The following is an 18,586-nucleotide window of genomic DNA, read 5'->3' as shown; positions in this document are numbered from 1 at the left end:
CATCTGCTCCTTAGAAGCCCAGGCTTAAATGTTCAGCAATCGGGCCCAACGCCAGCGTCGGCAGGAAGGTCAAGCCACCCACCAGCAAAATGGTCACGGTCAGCAAGGTCACGAACAGCGGGCCGTGGGTCGGGAAGCTGTTCTGGCCAATCGGCGCGGTCTTCTTCATCGCCAGGCTGCCGGCCAGGGCCAGCACCGGCAGGATGTAGCCGAAGCGACCGATCAACATGCCAAGGCCCAGCATCAGGTTGTGGTACGGCGTATTGGCGCCGAAGCCGCCAAATGCCGAACCGTTGTTGGCACTGGCCGAGGTGTAGGCGTAGAGCAACTGACTGAAACCATGGGCGCCGGGGTTGCTCACCGAGGCCACAGGCCCTGGCAGGCTGGCGGCAATGGCACCGAGGACCAGCACGCCGATCGGCATGACCAGCAAGGTCAGCACCAATAGCTGCACCTCTCGGGCTTGCAGTTTCTTGCCGAGGTATTCCGGCGTCCGGCCGATCATCAGGCCGGCGAGGAACACGGCGATCAGCACGTTGAGCAACATGCCATAGAGCCCCGCGCCGACGCCGCCGAAGATCACTTCGCCCACCATCATATTGACCAGCGCAACCATGCCGCTGAGCGGGTTGAGACTGTCATGCATGCCATTGACCGAACCGTTCGACGCCGCCGTGGTGGTCACCGACCACAGCACCGTGGCGGTGGTACCGAAACGCGCCTCCTTGCCCTCCAGCGGAGCGGTCTGTTCGACGGCGACGTTGGCCAGGGTCGGATTGGGTTGGTATTCAGCCCACAGCGACGTCGCGCCACCGATCAAGAACAACGCCAGCATGCACGCGATGATCGCGCGGCTCTGACGCAGGTCTTTCACGTAATGGCCGAAGGTGAACACCAGCGCCACCGGGATCAGGATGATCGACGCGACTTCGAACAGGTTGCTCCAGGCCGTCGGGTTCTCGAACGGATGCGCCGAGTTGACGCCAAAGAAGCCACCGCCGTTGGTGCCCAGTTGCTTGATCGCAATCTGGCTGGCGGCCGGCCCCAGCGGGATCACTTGATCGATGCCCTGCACGGTCACGGCATTCACATATTGCGCGAAGGTTTGCGGCACGCCCTGCCAGACCAGGTACAGCGCCAGCAGCAGGCACAGCGGCAACAGGCCGTACAGGGTGGCGCGAGTCATGTCGACCCAGAAGTTGCCCAGCGATGCAGTGGATTTGCGACCGATGCCGCGGCACAGCGCAACCAGGACTGCAAGACCGGTAGCGGCGCTGACGAAGTTCTGCACGGTGAGGCCGACCATCTGGCTCAGGTAGCTCAAGGTCGCTTCGCCGCTGTAGGACTGCCAGTTGGTATTGGTCATGAAGCTGACTGCGGTATTGAACGCTTGCGTCCATTCCTGGCCCGGCAGGTTTTGCGGGTTCAGCGGCAAGTGGTCCTGGAACAGCAGGATCGCGAACAACAGTACAAAACCCGCCAGGTTGAAGGCGAGCAAGGCCAGGGTGTACTTCTGCCAGCTCTGCTCGGCCTGGGGATCGACGCCAGACAGGCGATAACAACCACGTTCGAGTGGACCAAGGATCGGCGTCAGCCAGGTGCGCTGGCCTTCCATGACCTTGTAGTAGAAACGCCCGAGAAACGGTGCGGGGACCAGTACCAGGGCGAAAAACGCCAGGATCAGCCAATAGTCATAACTGTGCATAGCCGCTCCTAGTTGCGGTCCGCGCGCAACAGCGCAACCAACAGATAAATGAACAGTCCCACTGCCAGCAGCAGTGACACTCCGTCCAGAACGCTCATGGAAGTTCTCCGTGTTACGGCGTATTGCCGCGTGTGGAGGTATTGTCGGCAGGGAGGCTGTAAAGGAACGAGACCGAGGGGTGCGGCGGGGTATAAAGAAAGCGTAAAGAGTGGGTTTAGGGCTCTGTTACTGCGTTGTCTTGACGGGCCTCTTCGCGAGCAAGCCCGCTCCCACACTGTTTAGCAGTGTTTGGGAAAACGCATACCCCTGTGGGAGCGAGCCTGCACGCGAAGGGGCATTGCAGATGACACAGGGGTGAACGAAACAGAACAGGCATACAATGGAACCACTGCGAAATCCAATCGCTCAAAGTGGTATGCACGTTCGACAGGCGAAACCCTCGCCCGCCGACCGGCTTTCAAGGAGGTCCCATGCCCTGGTATGCCTGGTTGATTCTGGTGGTTGCCATTGGCTCTATCGTTGGCGGTTTAATGATGTTGCGCGACACCGCCCACAAGGTTGAGCTGACCGATGAACAGCGCAAACGCGTCGCCGAACGCAATGCGGAAATGGACGCCAAGGAAGCGCAGGACCGCTAGCTGCGAAATCGTCCGAGACCTGTGAGGCATTCGGACGATTTTCCTGCGGTTCATGTCAACGAGCAGCGCTCAAAAAAACGCTCGCGCCCCAGCGCCATCAGTGCTGCGCGCTTGTGTGGAAAGTCGAATTCCTTCTCGCAATAAAACCCCTGTCGCTGCAGGTGCCCAATCATCTTCGCGTTGTCGGCACGGGGCTCGGCGACCACGCGACGAGTCCGTGGATCGTCGAGAAACAGGTAATGCACCAGCGCCGACAGCCAGCTCGCCACCTTGTGCGGACCCCGGTGACTTTCTTCGCCCACCAGCATGTGGATGCCACGGTCGTAATCATCCGCGTCATAGAAGGGTGCGATACGATCTTCCTTGGCCCAATAGGCTTCGAAATAGGCAAAGGGTTGATCGTCGAAACAACCGATCAACGTCAGGGTATGGGGATCGTCCTGGCGTTTGCCCAGGTACTCGCGATGCTCTTCGAGACTGCCCTGCTCTTGCCAGAAACTCGCGACCCGAGGGCTGTTCTGCCAGCGATTGAATCGCACAAGATCCTCGTCGATATCCACTGTGCGCAAGGAAATCCACGCCCCCAGCCTGGAATCGAAACGCCGATACACCTCGCAACTCGGCTTCGGCGGACGCCGTGGGTGCCGCTTGCCGCCGCTGATGACCATCTGCTGTGGGTAACAGCCCGTCAGCGAATCGCCCAACCACGGCTGTGGCAACTGCCAGAACAGGGTGCGTTCGCAACGATAGCAGCCAGCCGTATCGGCAGGAACCAGCAAGCCGCTGAGCAGGGCTTCGGTCGGCGTTTCATCGAGTTGCCAGATCAGACGCTGGCAGGCCGGGTCGCGAGCGAACAACCAATAACCGGCAGCCCAGAAAGCCTGGCTGCCAGAAAGACCGAAGCGTTCCTCCACTTGCAGCCGCAGCTCGGTGTCGCGGGTCAGGCGCAGATTTATCAGCGCCTGGCTTTCGAGGCTGAGGCTCAGCCGGTTTTCGGTTTCATCGGCTACTAGACTGCTGCCCGTTGGTAATTGCAGGGCAGTCAGGTCTTTCGGATTGGGCATGGGAAAGGCTCACGGTAATCGTCGACAGTTAAACGATGTAACGCGAGCCAAGGATAAAAATTTAAGCGTGCACGACAGATAACTGTGCAACACCAATGGTCGATACATGCAGCGATTGCAAATACCTGGAGTGAAGCACCTGCGAGAGGAACAAGAAAATTACAGTTCTCTCAAACGCACATCATCGATATCAAAATCGTTTCCATCATATGAAAAGCTATGGCTTTCTACCCAAAGTTGCATGCGAGGTTGCGTGGCCACAAAGGTTCCAGAAAGAGGTTTCCAGCTCATATGTGGAAAGAACGTATGTTCAGTCACAGCCATTGAACCCGCGCGAAGCGACAAGCTAGGGACGGGGGCCAAAAAATTCCTCCGTCGAACCGACAAACTGAATTCATACGTGACGTGCGGTTGCAAGTTGTCGAAGTACTTTGTCATTAACACACCGACAGGTTTGTTAGCAGAGTCGGAAACCAGATGCCCCGTCCCTCCCGTCGCTTGCAAAATCAGATCCTGAGGACGCATATCCACACCACGCTCCCAATCTTTCCAGTTGCCGTCATCAAACGTAGTGAGATCATCGAACGCAAATCGTATCGTCAACTCCCGCGGTGTAAGTACAACTGCCTTGTCGGTACTCTCACTTCCATCCAGCGTTACTTTGCAGATCAGGCTGAATGTGCTGAAGTCCTTCAGTGATTGAAGCCATTTTCGAGGTAAATCCCGGATCAAGCCATCATCCAGATTCGGTTCCGACACCAACTCGCCAACCATCAGATCAAGCACAACACAATTGCCATCCTTGTCAGTACCGGCACAGCTGAGCCATACCCGCTGGCCCTCAACCATCCAGGGATTCCAGGGTTCGACCAGAACCGTGCCATCGTCGTCAAAGTTGCGCAGGTCCAGAATATCGTTGGTGGCCTGAAGCACTTGCGGTATCGGCCAATGTTTAGGAACGCTGATTTGCAGGTTGAAGTCTGGAGATGTCGCCTGCTTGCACGGGCTGGTCACGTCATAACGAAGGGTCACCGTCTTGCCGATGCAGGCAATCACCTCGTTGAAAGGCACCTCGAAGTCCACATACCCCGCGATGCTATTGCCTGGTTTGGCCTCGATCGGCAGTGAGTAACCGTCCGGGCGTACCCAGTATGGCTGGATCGTATGACGAGGGCTGATACGGTCGTAAGCCACCCGCACAGTAAGGCCTTCCTTGGCGTTTTCCGGATTGAGCAGCTCGCCAACCGCCTGACGTACTGTCGGGGCGATCAGGTGCAGATCTTGCTGATGAAGGGACAAGGCCAAAGACGGAAATTTCACTGCACTGGGGTGATCGATCAGGCCATTGAAGTTCACCGCGAAATGCAGCTGAAGCCCGGTACAATCTGCCAGTTTCTCTATCTCATGCCTCGGCAACAAGTCACGGACGGCTATTTCGCCCTCCCACGCCGGCAGCGCGTCCCCCATCAGCACATCGAAGCTGTAAGGTGTGCCATCCTCCGACTTGCCTGTCCCCCATAGCCAAGTCGGCTGGCCTTCTGCGATAAAAGACCATGATTCCATCATCACATCGGCATCGCCATTGAACGTATTGAGGTCCAACACCCGTGCCGTAGCCTGTCTCACCTCTGGTGTAGACAAACCGGTGAGCTTGAGCACCTTCAGTGTCAGCACCGGAGAAGGCCACTGCCTATCGCGCTGGACCGTATAACGCACTCGAACCTGGCCGCAAAAGTTGGCGCTGATGGCTGAAGCCGGCACCGGGATATCGACAAAGCCGTTTGTTGTTCCGCTTACACAGGCCAGCGATGGAGTCCCGGCACCGGGCGCTCCTTCGAAAAAAGCGCACACCCGATCGGTATCGCGCATTCCGTTATAGGCCACGCGTATTGTCGTGCCCTTTGTAGCGTTAATCGGATTGAGCAGACATTCGTCGGCCGCGCACTCGGTGGCCTCCAGTACCCTCGGCATCAGCAGTTTGAGGTCCGGCTCACCCAACCGCAGGTTTTCAGTACTACGACTCAGCTCATGAGCATTTGCCGGTAGCCAGGAAACCGTTGGATCTGCCGGTGCGGTTCCGGGCGCGCCGTCGAAAGTGACAGCCGCGCACAAGGTTACCGAGGAATAGTCTTCACACCCTGCCAGCCAGTCACGACACAAGTGCTCCATAAAGACAAAGCCGCCCTGGGCTTCCCATTTCGTCACAAGGTGGTTTTCCAACACCCATTCGAACCGGAAGTTGCCGACATGGTGTTCGTTACCTATCGCCAGAATCCACAGTCGCTGCCCCTCTGCGATAAAGTTCCAACGTTCCAGGGCAACCCGGGCATTGCCTTCGAACTTGCGCATGTCCAGCCAGCGCGCACCCTGGGATGTATCCACATCGAGAAACGTGGATGCCGGTAAAAATTCAGGTTTAAGTGTCTCAACCGTCAATTCAAGTTTGATAGACGGTTCAGTTCGGCCATTGAGGGTGGCGGTGTACCAAACTTCGACGGTCTTACCGATACAGGCACCGATTACTTCAGCAGCGACGTTAATCTGGATAGAGCGGTCGTCACTGCCATCCTTGACCGGGATCGAGGGTCGCCCCGGGCCTTCGGGGCCGTCCCAATGCAATTGAATCTGGTAAGCAGACGTCATACTGGCAAACGCAATGGTGACGATGACGCCCCGCCTCGCAAAAATCGGATCCAGCGTGTTATTGGCCGTCGCAAACTCGACAGTCGGAATTGGATGTTCCGCAACAGGCAGGACGTGTTGAGCTGCGTCTTTGACAACCTCTTTAGCCATGACAGATTACCTTTCGACGGAATAGATGATTACGCTATCTAAACCCTCGGCAACCGTTATTGGCTACTGTCAAAGTTGACAGGTTTTCACTGCAAAACACATTGGAGCGACAAGCGGTAATCCTGTAGGTGCATCAGTTGCCAGGCACCGGCACCACCGCGATTTTGTACGGGTCGAAAATCTTCAGCATCTGGCCATTATCGCGCAACCCTTGCAGCAACCTGCCGAAGACCTCGCCGCTGATCGGCGCGGTCGGGCGGAGAATGGCGTAGTGGTGATAGATCTGGTCGACGCGCTCGGACACCAGTAACTCATTGGCGACTTTCTCGTTGCGCAGAAAGTAGTCGCTCAGGTAGGACCGTGTGACCAGGGCGACATCGGCGCGGCCACGCAGCACCATCAGCAGGTTGCTGTCATGGGAATAGGTCAAGGTGGCGTTGTGGTGAGTGGCGAGGTACTTGGGATCGGCATTGAAGTGGGCGAATTCGTAGTGATACCCGCTGAACAATGCCAGGCGCTTGCCGGCGAGCTCGCTGAAGTAACTTTGCTGGCGCTGAGGCAAGCGTTGCGCAACGAAGATTTCGGCGTCTTCCAGGCCCATGTCGACGCTGGTGTGGGGGATGTCCCGCCAGCCCCAGTCGGGATTTTCGAAGATCGCCATGTCCACCCGGCCTTGCTTGAAGTCGCCAAAGCGGCGGGGAATGGAGGTAGGTACCAACACGAACCGGTAGTCGCTTTGCAGGTTGTTGAGGGCCGCGACCAATTGCGGCAACAGGCCGGTGTCGGCACCAGACTCCGGGCGCACCGTATAGGGAGGAAAGTGTGCGGCACCGATGCGCACCAGTTGTGCGGCCTGGGTCGGCATGACTGATAACGACGCGAGTATTGCCAGTAAAAGTCGCGAAGCCGTCCGTATTGGCGAAGACATCAAAACAACCCACTCCCCGAAACTGCATCAATGCATTGAAGCTAGGCGGTTTCGACCACTTAGCCAGTTTCCTGCCGACCCGCACTCACGCACTATTTACCCGCCAGCACCAGAATCAAGGCCTCCTCGGCCAGTTGATCCAGGTTCATGTTGCCATCGGCACGAAACCAGGTGGTGGTCCAGGACAACGCTCCAGTCAGGAAACGCCGGGTGATAAACACATCGCCGCGGATAAAACCGGCGCTCTTGGCTTCACCCAGCACCTGCAGCCAGATGTCTTCATAGATATCGCGCAACGCCAGTACCCTGGCCTGCCCCTCATCGGACAGTGAACGCCATTCGTAGACCAGCACCGCCATCGCCTCACCACTGCCGCCCATGATGGACTGCAATTCGCAGCGGATCAGCGCCAGCACCTGCTCGCGCACGTCGCCGGCCTCGGCGATGGCCGCACGCATCAGCGCGGTGTTATACAGAATGGTCTCCTCCATCACCGCCCGCAGGATATCGTCCTTGCTCTTGAAGTGATGAAAAATACTTCCCGACTGGATGCCCACGGCACCGGCCAGGTCGCGCACGGTAGTGCGTTCATAGCCCTTGTTGCGAAACAGGTGGGCCGCCACTTGCAGCAACTTGCCCCGGGCGCTGTCCGGGTCGGTCAATTGTCCGCTGTCGACCAACTCGCGCATGACGCTCAAGGCTTTTTGCTCATCCACCCGTTCTCTCCTACAGTCGATCAGTCCAATGCCGCGCTCCCCGCGAAAACATTGGGTTGCGCTGGCAATTTAAGCAACTGGCGACGACCAAGCAAGCGCTCGGGCAGAAGATAGTTCAGCCGTTTACAAACCAAGCGCTTGCTTGGTAGTCTCAAGGCACTGTTGCCGGAGGTGGTTATGGAGTTGACTGCGCCAAGAACAATTCGCATCGGTTGCGCCAGCGCCTTCTGGGGCGACACCTCGACCGCCGCCGCGCAACTGGTCGAAGGCGGGCGCCTGGACTACCTGGTCTTCGATTACCTGGCTGAAATCACCCTGTCGATCATGGCCGGCGCACGGATGAAAGATCCCCAGGCCGGGTACGCCAGCGACTTCATCGAAGTGCTCGCTCCTCTGCTCTCGCAACTGGCCGAACAAAAGATCCGCGTCATCAGCAATGCCGGCGGGGTCAACCCTCAAGCCTGTGCAGCCGCCCTGCAGGCCGCCTGCGACAAGGCCGGCGTCGCGCTGAAGATCGCTGTCTTGTTGGGCGATGACTTGCAACCGCAGATCAAACAACTGGGCAGCCTTGGCATTCACGAAATGTTCAGCGCCGCCCCCCTGCCGCCGATGTGTGTCTCGACCAACGCCTACCTGGGGGCGCCGGGCATCGTCGAAGCCCTGCGCCTGGGTGCGGACATCGTGATCACCGGACGCGTGGTCGACAGCGCCGTGGTCAGCGCCGCGCTGGTGCATGAGTTCGGCTGGTCGTGGCACGACTACGACAAACTGGCCCAGGCGGCGCTGGCCGGGCACATCATCGAGTGTGGCGCGCAATGCACCGGCGGCAACTTCACCGACTGGCGCGATGTGCCCGATTACGAGCACATCGGTTTTCCCATCGTCGAAGTCAACGCCGACAGCCAGTTCATCGTCAGCAAACCCGAAGGCACCGGCGGCCTGGTCACACCCTTGACCGTGGGCGAACAGATGCTCTACGAAATCGGTGACCCGCGGGCCTACCTGCTGCCCGACGTGGTCTGTGATTTCACCCAGGTCAAACTCGTGCAGCAAGGCAGGAACGCGGTCCGGGTGCACGGCGCAAAAGGCTTGCCGCCCACCGCTCAGTACAAGGTCAGCGCCACGTACCCGGACGGTTTCCGTTGCACCGCCAGTTGCCTGATCGCCGGGATCGATGCGGTCGCCAAGGGCCACAGGGTCAGCGAAGCGATCATCAACAAGACCTCACAGATGTTCAGCCAGCGCGGCTGGGCGCCCTACAGCGAGGTGAACATTGAACTGCTTGGCAGCGAAGCCACGTACGGCCCCCACGGGCAGCGCCAGGACAGCCGCGAAGTAGTGATCAAGCTCGCGGTGCGCCATCCGAACAAGCAGGCATTGATCCTGTTCTCCCGGGAAATCGCCCAGGCCGCCACCGGCATGGCGCCGGGGCTGACCGGGATCGTCGGCGGCCGGCCGACGGTGTATCCGCTGATCCGCTTGTTTTCGTTCCTGATCGACAAAACTGCCTGCACGCTGGAAATTGATCTCATGGGCCAGCGCCACTCGTGCGCCCTGCCCGCCCTCGATGTGCTCGACAGCGCCGACTTGCCCGTGCCGATTGAGCCACCCCGCCCCACGGGACCTGCCGATGCCAGCGTCGCCCTGGTCAAGCTCGCGGTGGCCCGCTCCGGTGACAAGGGCAATCACAGCAATATCGGCGTCATGGCCCGCGACCCGCAGTACCTGCCATGGATCGCCGAAGCCTTGACCCCGGCCGTGATCGTCGACTGGATGAGCCATGTCCTCGACCCGATCCACGGGCGTGTCGAGCGTTGGTATTTACCCGCCAGCCACAGCCTGAATTTCCTCCTGGAAAACGCTTTGGGGGGTGGAGGCGTGGCCAGCCTGCGGATCGATCCGCAGGGCAAGGCCTTCGCCCAGCAATTGCTGGAGATCCAGATTCCGGTGCCACAGCGCATCGCCGACCAGGTCAACTAGAGGATTGCCGCCATGGCTTACGATTCGATTTTCAAAGCCGATCTGTTTGCCGGCCAGACCATCATCGTCACCGGTGGCGGCAGTGGCATTGGCCGCTGCACGGCTCACGAACTGGCGGCCCTCGGTGCGCATGTGCTGCTGGTCGGGCGCAAGGCCGACAAGTTGAAAAATGTCGCTGCCGAGATTACCGAAGATGGCGGCAAGGCTGACTGGGGCACCTGCGATATCCGTGAGGAAGAAGCGGTCACGCACCTTGTCAGCGAATTCATCCGCAAATACGGCCCGATTCACGGCCTGGTCAACAACGCTGGCGGCCAGTACCCGTCGCCCCTGGCCTCGATCAACCAGAAGGGTTTCGAAACCGTTATGCGCACCAATCTGCTGGGCGGATTCCTGATGGCCCGGGAAGTGTTCAACCAGTCCATGAGCAAGCACGGCGGCGCCATCGTCAACATGCTCGCCGACATGTGGGGCGGCATGCCCGGCATGGGCCACTCGGGCGCGGCGCGCTCGGGCATGGACAACCTGACCAAGACCGCAGCCTTCGAATGGGGGTACGCCGGGGTCCGGGTCAACGCTGTGGCGCCGGGCTGGATCGCTTCCAGCGGCATGGACACCTACGAAGGTGCGTTCAAGGCGGTGATTCCGACCTTGCGTGAGCACGTGCCACTCAAGCGCATCGGCACCGAATCGGAAGTCAGCGCGGCGATCGTGTTCCTGCTCAGCCCGGCGGCGGCGTTCATCAGCGGCAGCACCCTGCGCATCGACGGCGCGGCCAGCCTCGGCGGGCGCGCATGGCCGATTCACAAGGCGACCAACAGCCACTCGTACAACGGATTCCACCGCGCGTACTTGCCTGATGTCCTCAAGGACAAGGAATAACCCATGCCGGTGATTGAGTCGCAACTGGACCCCCACAGCGAACAGTTCGCCCGTCATCGTGCGGCCATGCTGGACGCCGTCGAACAGGTCCGTACCCTCGAACAGAACCTGCTGGACAAGGCAGCCGAGGCCAGGCCCAGGTTCGAAAAACGCGGTCAGTTACTGCCCCGCGAACGCCTCAACCTGCTGCTCGACCCGGGTGCGCCATTTCTCGAACTGGCGAGCCTGGCCGGCTACAAGTTGCACGACGACAAGGACGGCAGTTCGGCGGGCGGCGGCTTGATTGCCGGGATCGGCTACGTGTCGGGTGTGCGGGTGTTGGTGGTGGCGAACAACAGTGCGATCAAGGGCGGCACCATTTCCCCCTCGGGCCTGAAAAAATCCTTGCGCCTGCAACAGATCGCCATGGAAAACAAACTGCCGGTGATTACCCTGGCCGAGAGTGGCGGCGCGAACCTCAATTACGCGGCGGAGATTTTCGTCGAAGGCGCGCGCAGCTTTGCCAACCAGGCACGCATGTCGGCCATGGGCCTGCCGCAGATTACCGTGGTCCACGGTTCGGCGACGGCTGGCGGAGCCTATCAGCCGGGGCTGTCGGACTATGTGGTGGTGGTGCGTGGAAAGGCCAAGCTGTTCCTGGCCGGTCCGCCTCTTCTGAAAGCAGCCACCGGAGAAGTCGCCAGCGACGAGGCACTGGGCGGCGCTGAGATGCACGCACAAATCGCCGGCACTGCCGAATACCTGGCCGAAAACGATGCCGACGGCGTGCGCCAGGCCCGCGAGATCGTCAGCCTGCTGCCATGGAATGCGCGCTTGCCGGTGTTGCCTGCCAGGCAATGGCAGGAACCGCTCTACCCCATCGACGAATTGCTCGGCCTGATTCCCGATGATCCGAAAAAACCCTACGACGTGCGTGAGATCGTCGCCCGAATCGCCGATGGCTCGAACTTCCTCGAGTTCAAGGCCGAGTTCGATCAGCAGACCGTGTGCGGCCAATTGACAATCCAGGGGCGCGCCTGCGGATTCATCGGCAACAACGGTCCGATCACGCCCAAGGGTGCGAGCAAGGCTGCGCAATTCATTCAGCTGTGCGACCAGAGCCAGACGCCCCTGCTGTTTTTCCACAACACCACCGGGTTCATGGTTGGCACCGAATCAGAGCAGCAGGGGGTGATCAAGCATGGCGCCAAGATGATCCAGGCGGTAGCCAATGCCCGGGTGCCGAAACTGACCATCGTGGTGGGCGGCTCCTATGGCGCCGGCAACTATGCGATGTGCGGCCGGGGCCTGGACCCACGCTTCATCTTCGCCTGGCCCAACAGCCGCACCGCCGTCATGGGCGGCGCCCAGGCCGGCAAGGTGCTGCGCATCGTCACCGAGGCCAAGCAGGCCAAAGACGGCCTGGTGCCCGACCCGAAAATGCTCGACATGCTCGAACAGGTCACCGCGCAGAAACTCGACAGCCAGTCCACGGCGCTTTATGGCAGCGCCAACCTGTGGGACGACGGCCTGATCGATCCACGGGACACCCGGACCCTTCTTGGTTACCTGCTGGATATCTGTCACGAGGCCGAGGTGCGCTCGCTGCAAACCAACAGCTTCGGTGTCGCGAGGTTTTAATCGTTCCCACGCTCTGCGTGGTTCGCCAGGAGAACAATAAAAATGATCTTCACCCAGGAACACGAAGCACTGCGTCGCACCGTCCGCCAGTTCGTCGATCATGAGATCAATCCACACGTCGAGGAATGGGAAAAGGCCGGGCATTTTCCGATCCACGAAATCTTTCGCAAGGCCGGCGACCTCGGCCTGCTGGGCATTTCCAAACCGGAAAAATTCGGCGGCATGGGCCTGGACTACAGCTACTCGATCGTCGCCGCCGAAGAGTTCGGCACCATACATTGCGGCGGGATTCCCATGTCGATTGGCGTACAGACCGACATGTGCACCCCGGCCCTGGCGCGTTTCGGTTCCGATGAGCTGCGCGATGAGTTCCTGCGCCCGGCCATCAGCGGCGAGCAGGTCGGCTGCATCGGCGTCTCCGAAGTCGGCGCGGGGTCCGACGTGGCCGGCTTGAAAACCACCGCGCGCAAGGACGGCGACGACTACGTGATCAACGGCAGCAAGATGTGGATCACCAACTCGCCGAGCGCCGATTTCATCTGCCTGCTGGCCAACACCTCGGAGGACAAACCGCACATCAACAAGTCGCTGATCATGGTGCCGATGAACACGCCGGGCATCAGCCTCAGCTCGCACCTGGACAAACTGGGCATGCGCAGTTCGGAAACCGCCCAGGTGTTTTTCGACAACGTGCGGGTGCCACAGCGCAATCGCATCGGTCACGAAGGCGCGGGGTTCATGATGCAGATGCTGCAGTTCCAGGAGGAACGCCTGTTCGGTGCGGCCAACATGATCAAGGGCCTGGAGTATTGCGTCGACAGCACCATCGAGTATTGCAAGGAGCGCAAGACCTTTGGCAGTGCGCTGATCGACAACCAGGTCATCCACTTTCGCCTGGCCGAACTGCAAACCGAGATCGAATGCCTGCGGGCGCTTGTCTATCAAGCCACTGAGCAATACATCAAGGGCCAGGACGTCACGCGCCTGGCGTCCATGGCCAAGCTCAAGGCCGGTCGCCTGGGTCGCGAGGTGACCGACAGCTGTCTGCAATACTGGGGCGGCATGGGTTTCATGTGGGACAACCCGGTGGCCCGCGCCTACCGCGATGTGCGCCTGGTGTCGATCGGCGGCGGTGCCGACGAAATCATGCTGGGGATTATCTGCAAGCTCATGGGCATTCTGCCCGGGAAAAAAAAATGAGTACCCTGCCGGTTTGCCAGACCCTGCTGCTCGATATGCACAACGGTGTGCTGCACATCACCCTCAATCGACCGGACAGCCGCAACGCCATGAACTTGCAGATGGTCAGCGAACTGCGTGCGGTGCTGGCGGCAGTGCACGATGAGCGGGGAGTCAGGGCCCTGGTGGTCGGCGGTGCCGGCGGGCATTTCTGTGCCGGGGGAGACATCAAGGACATGGCCAATGCACGCGCCCAAGGTCCGGGCGCGCACCGCGACTTGAATCGACTGTTCGGTGCGTTGCTGCAAGAGGTGCAGCATGCGCCGCAGGTGGTGATCACCGTCCTGCAAGGCGCGGTGCTCGGTGGTGGCTTCGGTTTGGCCTGTGTCAGCGACATTGCCCTGGCCGATCACCAGGCGCAGTTCGGCCTGCCGGAAACCAGCCTCGGTCTGTTGCCAGCGCAGATCGCGCCGTTCGTGGTGCAGCGCATCGGCCTGACCCTGGCCCGTCGCCTCGCCCTGACCGCCGCACGTTTCGACGGCACCCAGGCACGGCGAATGGGGCTGGTGCATTTTGTCGAGCACGATACGCAGGCATTGGCCGAGCGCCTCGATGAAGTGCTGGCCCATGTGCTGTGTTGCGCGCCCGGGGCGAATGCGGCGACCAAGAAACTGTTGCTGGCGAGCGCCGTGCAGCCATCGGATGCATTGCTCGATGAGGCGGCCGAGTGGTTCAGCGAAGCAGTGACCGGGGTTGAAGGGGTCGAAGGGACCCTGGCGTTCGTGCAAAAACGCAAACCGGGGTGGGCCCTTTAAGCGCTTCGCGAGCAGGCTCGCTCCCACTTTGGAATGCATTTCAACTGTGGGAGCGAGCCTGCTCGCGAAGAGGCCCTCACATTCAACGCAAATCCCTGGGAGCAGAACATGCCCGGATTCAGCAAGATCCTGATCGCCAATCGCGGTGAAATCGCCTGCCGCCTCCAGCGCACCGCCCAGGCCCTGGGCTACCGCACCGTCGCGGTATTCAGCGACGCCGACGCCGATGCCCTGCACGTGCAAATGGCCGACGAAGCGGTGAACATCGGCCCCGCCCCGGTGCAGCAGTCCTACCTGAATATCCAGGCGATCATCGACGCGGCCCGGCGCACTGGCGCGGATGCCATCCATCCGGGCTACGGTTTCCTCTCGGAAAATGCCGCTTTCGCCCGCGCCTGCCAGGACGCCGGCATCACCTTCATCGGGCCCAGCCCCGAAGCCATCGAGCTGATGGGCAGCAAGCGCCGGTCGAAAATCGCCATGCTCAATGCCGGCGTACCCTGCATCGAGGGTTATCAGGGTGCCGAACAGGACGATGCCACCCTCATCCGCGAAGCCGACCGCATCGGCTACCCGCTGATGATCAAGGCCAGTGCCGGCGGCGGTGGGCGTGGCATGCGCCTGGTGCATGGGGCCACCGACCTGGTGCAACAGCTGCGCAGTGCTCGCTCCGAAGCCTTGCACGGTTTTGGCAGCGACGAACTGATCCTCGAGCAGGCCTTGATCGAACCGCGCCATGTCGAGGTGCAGCTGTTCGGCGACTCGCACGGTAACCTGATCTACCTTGGCGAGCGTGATTGTTCGATCCAGCGTCGCCACCAGAAAGTCATCGAAGAAGCCCCCTGCCCCGTGATGACGAGTCCGTTGCGCCAGGCCATGGGCGAAGCGGCGCTCAAGGCGGGACGCGCGGTCAACTATGTCGGCGCGGGCACGGTGGAATTCCTGCTGGATGCGCGCGGACAGTTTTACTTCCTGGAAATGAACACCCGACTGCAAGTGGAACATCCGGTGACCGAATTCATCACCGGCCTGGACCTGGTGGCCTGGCAGTTGAACATCGCCCAGGGACAAGCGCTGCCGCTGCGTCAGGAAGACGTTCAGCTCAAGGGGCATGCCATGGAAGTGCGCCTGTACGCCGAGGACCCTGCGCAAGGTTTCCTGCCACAAACCGGTCGAGTCGCGTCCTGGGAACCGCGCTTGCAGGATGGCGTGCGGATCGACCATGGGCTGATCGAAAGCCAGGAGATCAGCCCGTTCTACGACCCGCTGCTGGGCAAAATCATCGCCCACGGCCAGACCCGTGAAGAGGCTCGGCGCAAGTTGCTGCGGGCCGTGCAGGACTGCGTGCTGCTGGGCGTACAGAGCAACCAGCGCTTGCTCGTCAGCCTGCTGCAACATCCGCAATTCATCGGTGGCGAGTTCAGCACCGGGTTCATCGAGCAGCATTTCGCCGAACATTCCAGTTTGCAGCGCCAGGTCCCGAGTGCCGAACACCTGGCGATTGCCGCGGCGCTGTTCTATCAGGCATCGGCACAGGCGCATCCGGTTGCGCTGGCCGGTTGGCGCAATAACGCCAGCGTGCCGCTGCACTATCGCCTCGCACTGGACGATCAGGACTGGCCGGTGGCGTTGCATGCGGTTCCCGGTGAGCCGCTGCGGGTTGAAGTCGCCAGTCGCCACCTCGAACTTAAGATCATCCAGAGCGACGGCCGCTGGGCCACGGTGCAACTCGACGGCGTCCGCCAGCGTCATGCCTACCGCATGGAGGCCGGGCAACTCTGGTTATTCACAGCTCCCGGCAGCCTGCGGCTGGTGGATCGCACTCAAGCGCCGGCCTGCAGCCAGGCCAGTGTCAGCTGCGGCACCCTCAAGGCGCCCATGGACGGTGCGGTCATCGATGTGCTGGTCAGTGAGGGTTGCAAGGTCAGCAAAGGCCAATTGCTGGTGGTGCTGGAAGCCATGAAAATGGAGCACCCGCTCAAGTCGGGTATCGACGGCGTGCTCAAGCGCTTGCAGGTGCGGGTCGGAGACCAGGTGAAAAACCGTCAGATTCTGCTGGAGGTCGAATAAGCCGCTAGGCGTAACCGCAGGCTTTGGCTACGCTCAAGCCCTATCAGCATGCGGATACCGGGAACCCTGCGATGCCTCACTGGTTGGTCATTGATCTGGAAGCCACCACCGATGAGGGTGGTTGGCCCATTACGGAAATGGAAATCATCGAAATTGGTGCCACCCTGGTGGATCACAAAGGCCGCGAGCTGGATTTCTTCCAGCGTTTCGTGCGCCCGTTGCGGCGCCCCTTGTTGACGCCGTTTTGCCGGGAGTTGACGCACATCACCCAGGCCAATATCGATGCCGCACAGCCCCTCGGCGAAGTCTGGGCGGCGTTCGAGCGCTGGCTGGGCCAACATCACGCGCGGCTTGAAGGCTGGGTCAGCTGGGGCGACTACGATCGCAAGCAGTTGCTCCAGGATTGGCAACGCCTGGCACTCGATAGCGCGTTGAGCCAAGTGCCGCACATGAATCTCAAGCAGCGCTTTGCCAAGGCCCGGCGCCTGGAACGACCCTTGGGACTCAACGGTGCCCTGCAACTGGCGGGACTGCAGTTCAGCGGGCAGCAACACCGGGCGCTGGAAGACGCGCGCAATACCGCACGCCTGTTGCCCCTTGTCCTTGCGCTTTAGAGAGGTGACTAGGCCTTGGGCCTTGTGCATACTGGCCGGCCCTTTTTAGCCCTTTTCGAGGAATCGCCCATGTTTAAAGTCAACGAGTACTTCGACGGCACCGTCAAGTCGATCGCCTTTGGCACTGCTGAAGGTCCAGCGACCATTGGCGTCATGGCTCCGGGCGAATACGAATTCGGCACCAGCCAGCGTGAAATCATGCACGTGGTGTCCGGCGCCCTGACCGTCAAGCTCCCGGACAGCAACGATTGGGAAACCTTCGCCGCTGGCAGCCAGTTCAACGTGCCTGCCAACAGCAAGTTCCAGCTCAAAGTGGCCGTCGACACTGCCTACCTGTGCGAATACCGCGGCTAAAACCCCGGTTTCATCGCAAAAAAAAATGCCCGTGTCCATCGACACGGGCATTTTTCATTGAAGGGTATTTATTCGAGCACGGTGACCGGCATGCCGACTTCGAGCCGGCCATTGCCGTCGTTGACCAGGTTCTGCCCAAACATCGCACCCTCGGCCTGGGCACGGTACTTCTGCAAGGTGGCGAAGGGTTCGCGGTCAGCGCTACGCTCGCCGGTTTGCGGGTCGATAGTGGTCATGATGCAGCGTGAACAGGGCTTGACCACGCGGAACTCGACATCACCGATGCGCAGGCGTTTCCAGCCATCCTCGGCAAACGCCTCGCTGCCCTCTATCACCAGGTTCGGACGAAAACGCAGCATCTCCAGCGGGCGCCCGACGCGTTGCGATAAATCCGCAAGCGATGCCTGGCCAATCAGCAACAACGGGAAGCCATCGGCGAAGGCGACCTGATCGTCGTCCTGGCCATAGCCCGATGCGGTGGTCCGTGCGCGGTCCAGTGGCACCTGCACCAGGCGCGTCGGTTTGCCGATGAACCGGCTGACCCAGGCGGCCGCCGCATCGCCGGCGTCGGGCACACGCAAGCTGTCACGCCAGATGGTCACGCCGCGCAATTGAGCATCGCTGGCGGGCAAGTCGACATCGATCGGCGAATGGCCGGGGGCGCTAAGGGTCAAGCCGCCCTCGGCATTGCACAATGCCGACAGCTGGCTCATCTGCGCTACCGCGCGCTGGGTCAAGAAGCGTCCACTGGCTTCATCCACCAACATCCAGCGTCGATCGCCGTCCAGCCCCAGCTTGTCGAGGCCAACCTGTTGCAGGATCTCCCCTTTGCCGGATTTCAACGGATAACGATACAGCGCGCTCAGACGCAACATGGCCAGCTCCCTGATGGACAAAAAAGCCACCCTATACGAGCTTGGTCAGCGAATCAAAGGTCTCCGACTTTGGAGCCAGGCTTGCGGGCGAAGGCGGTCTTGAAGACGACCATTTTCTTTCAGGAGTACATATCCGTTCCTGCGGTAACGGCCACTTAGGGTTTCGCTCTTACAGCGAGTCACTTGGAAAAACGGAACGCCGCCCGGCCCCAAGTAACCAAGGGCTCTTGCCCCTGACGTTCGGTGGCTCGCTAAGGCTCGCCATGCCCTCGCTCCGGTCCTGGGGGGGGGGGGGGGGGGGGGGGGGGGGGGGGGGGGGGGGGGGGGGGGGGGGGGGGGGGGGGGGGGGGGGG

At 60.7% G+C, this 18,586-nt stretch carries 16 protein-coding genes; 9 read left to right on the top strand and 7 right to left on the bottom strand.

The annotated features are described in order from the left end of the window. Positions 1 to 10: 10 nt before the first annotated feature. Positions 11 to 1,705 (bottom strand): potassium-transporting ATPase subunit KdpA, encoded by a 1,695-nt coding sequence (kdpA, locus tag AC3WWR_RS17875; RefSeq protein ID WP_020796132.1) that lies wholly within the window; start codon positions 1,703 to 1,705, stop codon positions 11 to 13. Positions 1,706 to 1,713: 8 nt separating this feature from the next. Then, positions 1,714 to 1,803: a K(+)-transporting ATPase subunit F gene (gene kdpF, locus AC3WWR_RS17870; RefSeq protein ID WP_007899818.1), complete on the bottom strand. Its 90-nt coding sequence runs from the start codon at positions 1,801 to 1,803 to the stop codon at positions 1,714 to 1,716. A gap of 372 nt (positions 1,804 to 2,175) precedes the next feature. Here kdpF and AC3WWR_RS17865 point away from each other — a divergent pair, with 372 nt between their 5' ends. Next, positions 2,176 to 2,343, top strand: coding sequence for a DUF2897 family protein (locus AC3WWR_RS17865; RefSeq protein ID WP_020796133.1), 168 nt, complete (start codon positions 2,176 to 2,178; stop codon positions 2,341 to 2,343). A 50-nt stretch (positions 2,344 to 2,393) separates the two neighbouring features. On the opposite strand, the gene AC3WWR_RS17860 is transcribed toward AC3WWR_RS17865, so the two are convergent. From AC3WWR_RS17860 to AC3WWR_RS17845, 4 genes are all read right to left on the bottom strand, one after another. Beyond that, the gene (locus tag AC3WWR_RS17860) at positions 2,394 to 3,407 is read right to left on the bottom strand and encodes a GNAT family N-acetyltransferase (RefSeq protein WP_033042093.1); all 1,014 of its coding nucleotides are present in this window, start codon (positions 3,405 to 3,407) and stop codon (positions 2,394 to 2,396) included. Between the two features lie 159 nt (positions 3,408 to 3,566). Continuing rightward, a complete protein-coding gene (locus AC3WWR_RS17855) occupies positions 3,567 to 6,200 on the bottom strand; it encodes a hypothetical protein (RefSeq protein ID WP_020796135.1) in 2,634 nt (877 codons plus the stop codon). A gap of 133 nt (positions 6,201 to 6,333) precedes the next feature. Then, positions 6,334 to 7,128, bottom strand: a complete 795-nt coding sequence (locus AC3WWR_RS17850; protein WP_192826073.1) for a substrate-binding periplasmic protein — start codon at positions 7,126 to 7,128, stop codon at positions 6,334 to 6,336. Between the two features lie 92 nt (positions 7,129 to 7,220). Continuing rightward, positions 7,221 to 7,844, bottom strand: coding sequence for a TetR/AcrR family transcriptional regulator (locus AC3WWR_RS17845; protein ID WP_020796137.1), 624 nt, complete (start codon positions 7,842 to 7,844; stop codon positions 7,221 to 7,223). A gap of 177 nt (positions 7,845 to 8,021) precedes the next feature. Here AC3WWR_RS17845 and AC3WWR_RS17840 point away from each other — a divergent pair, with 177 nt between their 5' ends. The 8 genes from AC3WWR_RS17840 to ppnP all read left to right on the top strand — a co-directional run bounded on the left by AC3WWR_RS17840 (position 8,022) and on the right by ppnP (position 17,358). Then, the gene (locus tag AC3WWR_RS17840) at positions 8,022 to 9,824 is read left to right on the top strand and encodes an acyclic terpene utilization AtuA family protein (protein ID WP_033042091.1); all 1,803 of its coding nucleotides are present in this window, start codon (positions 8,022 to 8,024) and stop codon (positions 9,822 to 9,824) included. Between the two features lie 12 nt (positions 9,825 to 9,836). Continuing rightward, positions 9,837 to 10,706, top strand: a complete 870-nt coding sequence (locus AC3WWR_RS17835) for an SDR family oxidoreductase (RefSeq protein ID WP_020796139.1) — start codon at positions 9,837 to 9,839, stop codon at positions 10,704 to 10,706. Positions 10,707 to 10,709: 3 nt separating this feature from the next. Then, positions 10,710 to 12,326: a geranyl-CoA carboxylase subunit beta gene (gene atuC / locus AC3WWR_RS17830; protein ID WP_033042090.1), complete on the top strand. Its 1,617-nt coding sequence runs from the start codon at positions 10,710 to 10,712 to the stop codon at positions 12,324 to 12,326. Positions 12,327 to 12,368: 42 nt separating this feature from the next. Next, entirely contained in the window at positions 12,369 to 13,526 is a 1,158-nt protein-coding gene (gene atuD / locus AC3WWR_RS17825) for a citronellyl-CoA dehydrogenase (RefSeq protein ID WP_033042088.1), read from the top strand. Next, positions 13,523 to 14,320 carry an enoyl-CoA hydratase/isomerase family protein gene (locus AC3WWR_RS17820; RefSeq protein ID WP_020796142.1) on the top strand — a complete coding sequence of 266 codons (798 nt, stop codon included), beginning with the start codon at positions 13,523 to 13,525 and terminating at the stop codon, positions 14,318 to 14,320. Before atuD ends, AC3WWR_RS17820 begins: the two co-directional genes overlap by 4 nt. Positions 14,321 to 14,428: 108 nt before the next feature. Then, positions 14,429 to 16,390 carry an acetyl/propionyl/methylcrotonyl-CoA carboxylase subunit alpha gene (locus AC3WWR_RS17815; protein WP_033042086.1) on the top strand — a complete coding sequence of 654 codons (1,962 nt, stop codon included), beginning with the start codon at positions 14,429 to 14,431 and terminating at the stop codon, positions 16,388 to 16,390. 71 nt (positions 16,391 to 16,461) lie between these two features. After that, complete coding sequence (locus AC3WWR_RS17810) at positions 16,462 to 17,004, top strand: 3'-5' exonuclease (RefSeq protein ID WP_033042085.1); 543 nt, start codon at positions 16,462 to 16,464, stop codon at positions 17,002 to 17,004. Between the two features lie 69 nt (positions 17,005 to 17,073). Continuing rightward, the gene (gene ppnP / locus AC3WWR_RS17805; RefSeq protein WP_007973461.1) at positions 17,074 to 17,358 is read left to right on the top strand and encodes a pyrimidine/purine nucleoside phosphorylase; all 285 of its coding nucleotides are present in this window, start codon (positions 17,074 to 17,076) and stop codon (positions 17,356 to 17,358) included. Between the two features lie 68 nt (positions 17,359 to 17,426). Here ppnP and AC3WWR_RS17800 read toward each other — a convergent pair whose 3' ends face one another. After that, complete coding sequence (locus AC3WWR_RS17800) at positions 17,427 to 18,233, bottom strand: MOSC domain-containing protein (protein ID WP_033042083.1); 807 nt, start codon at positions 18,231 to 18,233, stop codon at positions 17,427 to 17,429. Between the last annotated feature and the right edge of the window lie 353 nt (positions 18,234 to 18,586).

This window comes from Pseudomonas sp. EB271-G4-1 (genome assembly GCF_058791355.1).
Note: the sequence above shows the minus strand (reverse complement) of the source record. Positions and strands in the feature narration are given on the sequence as shown.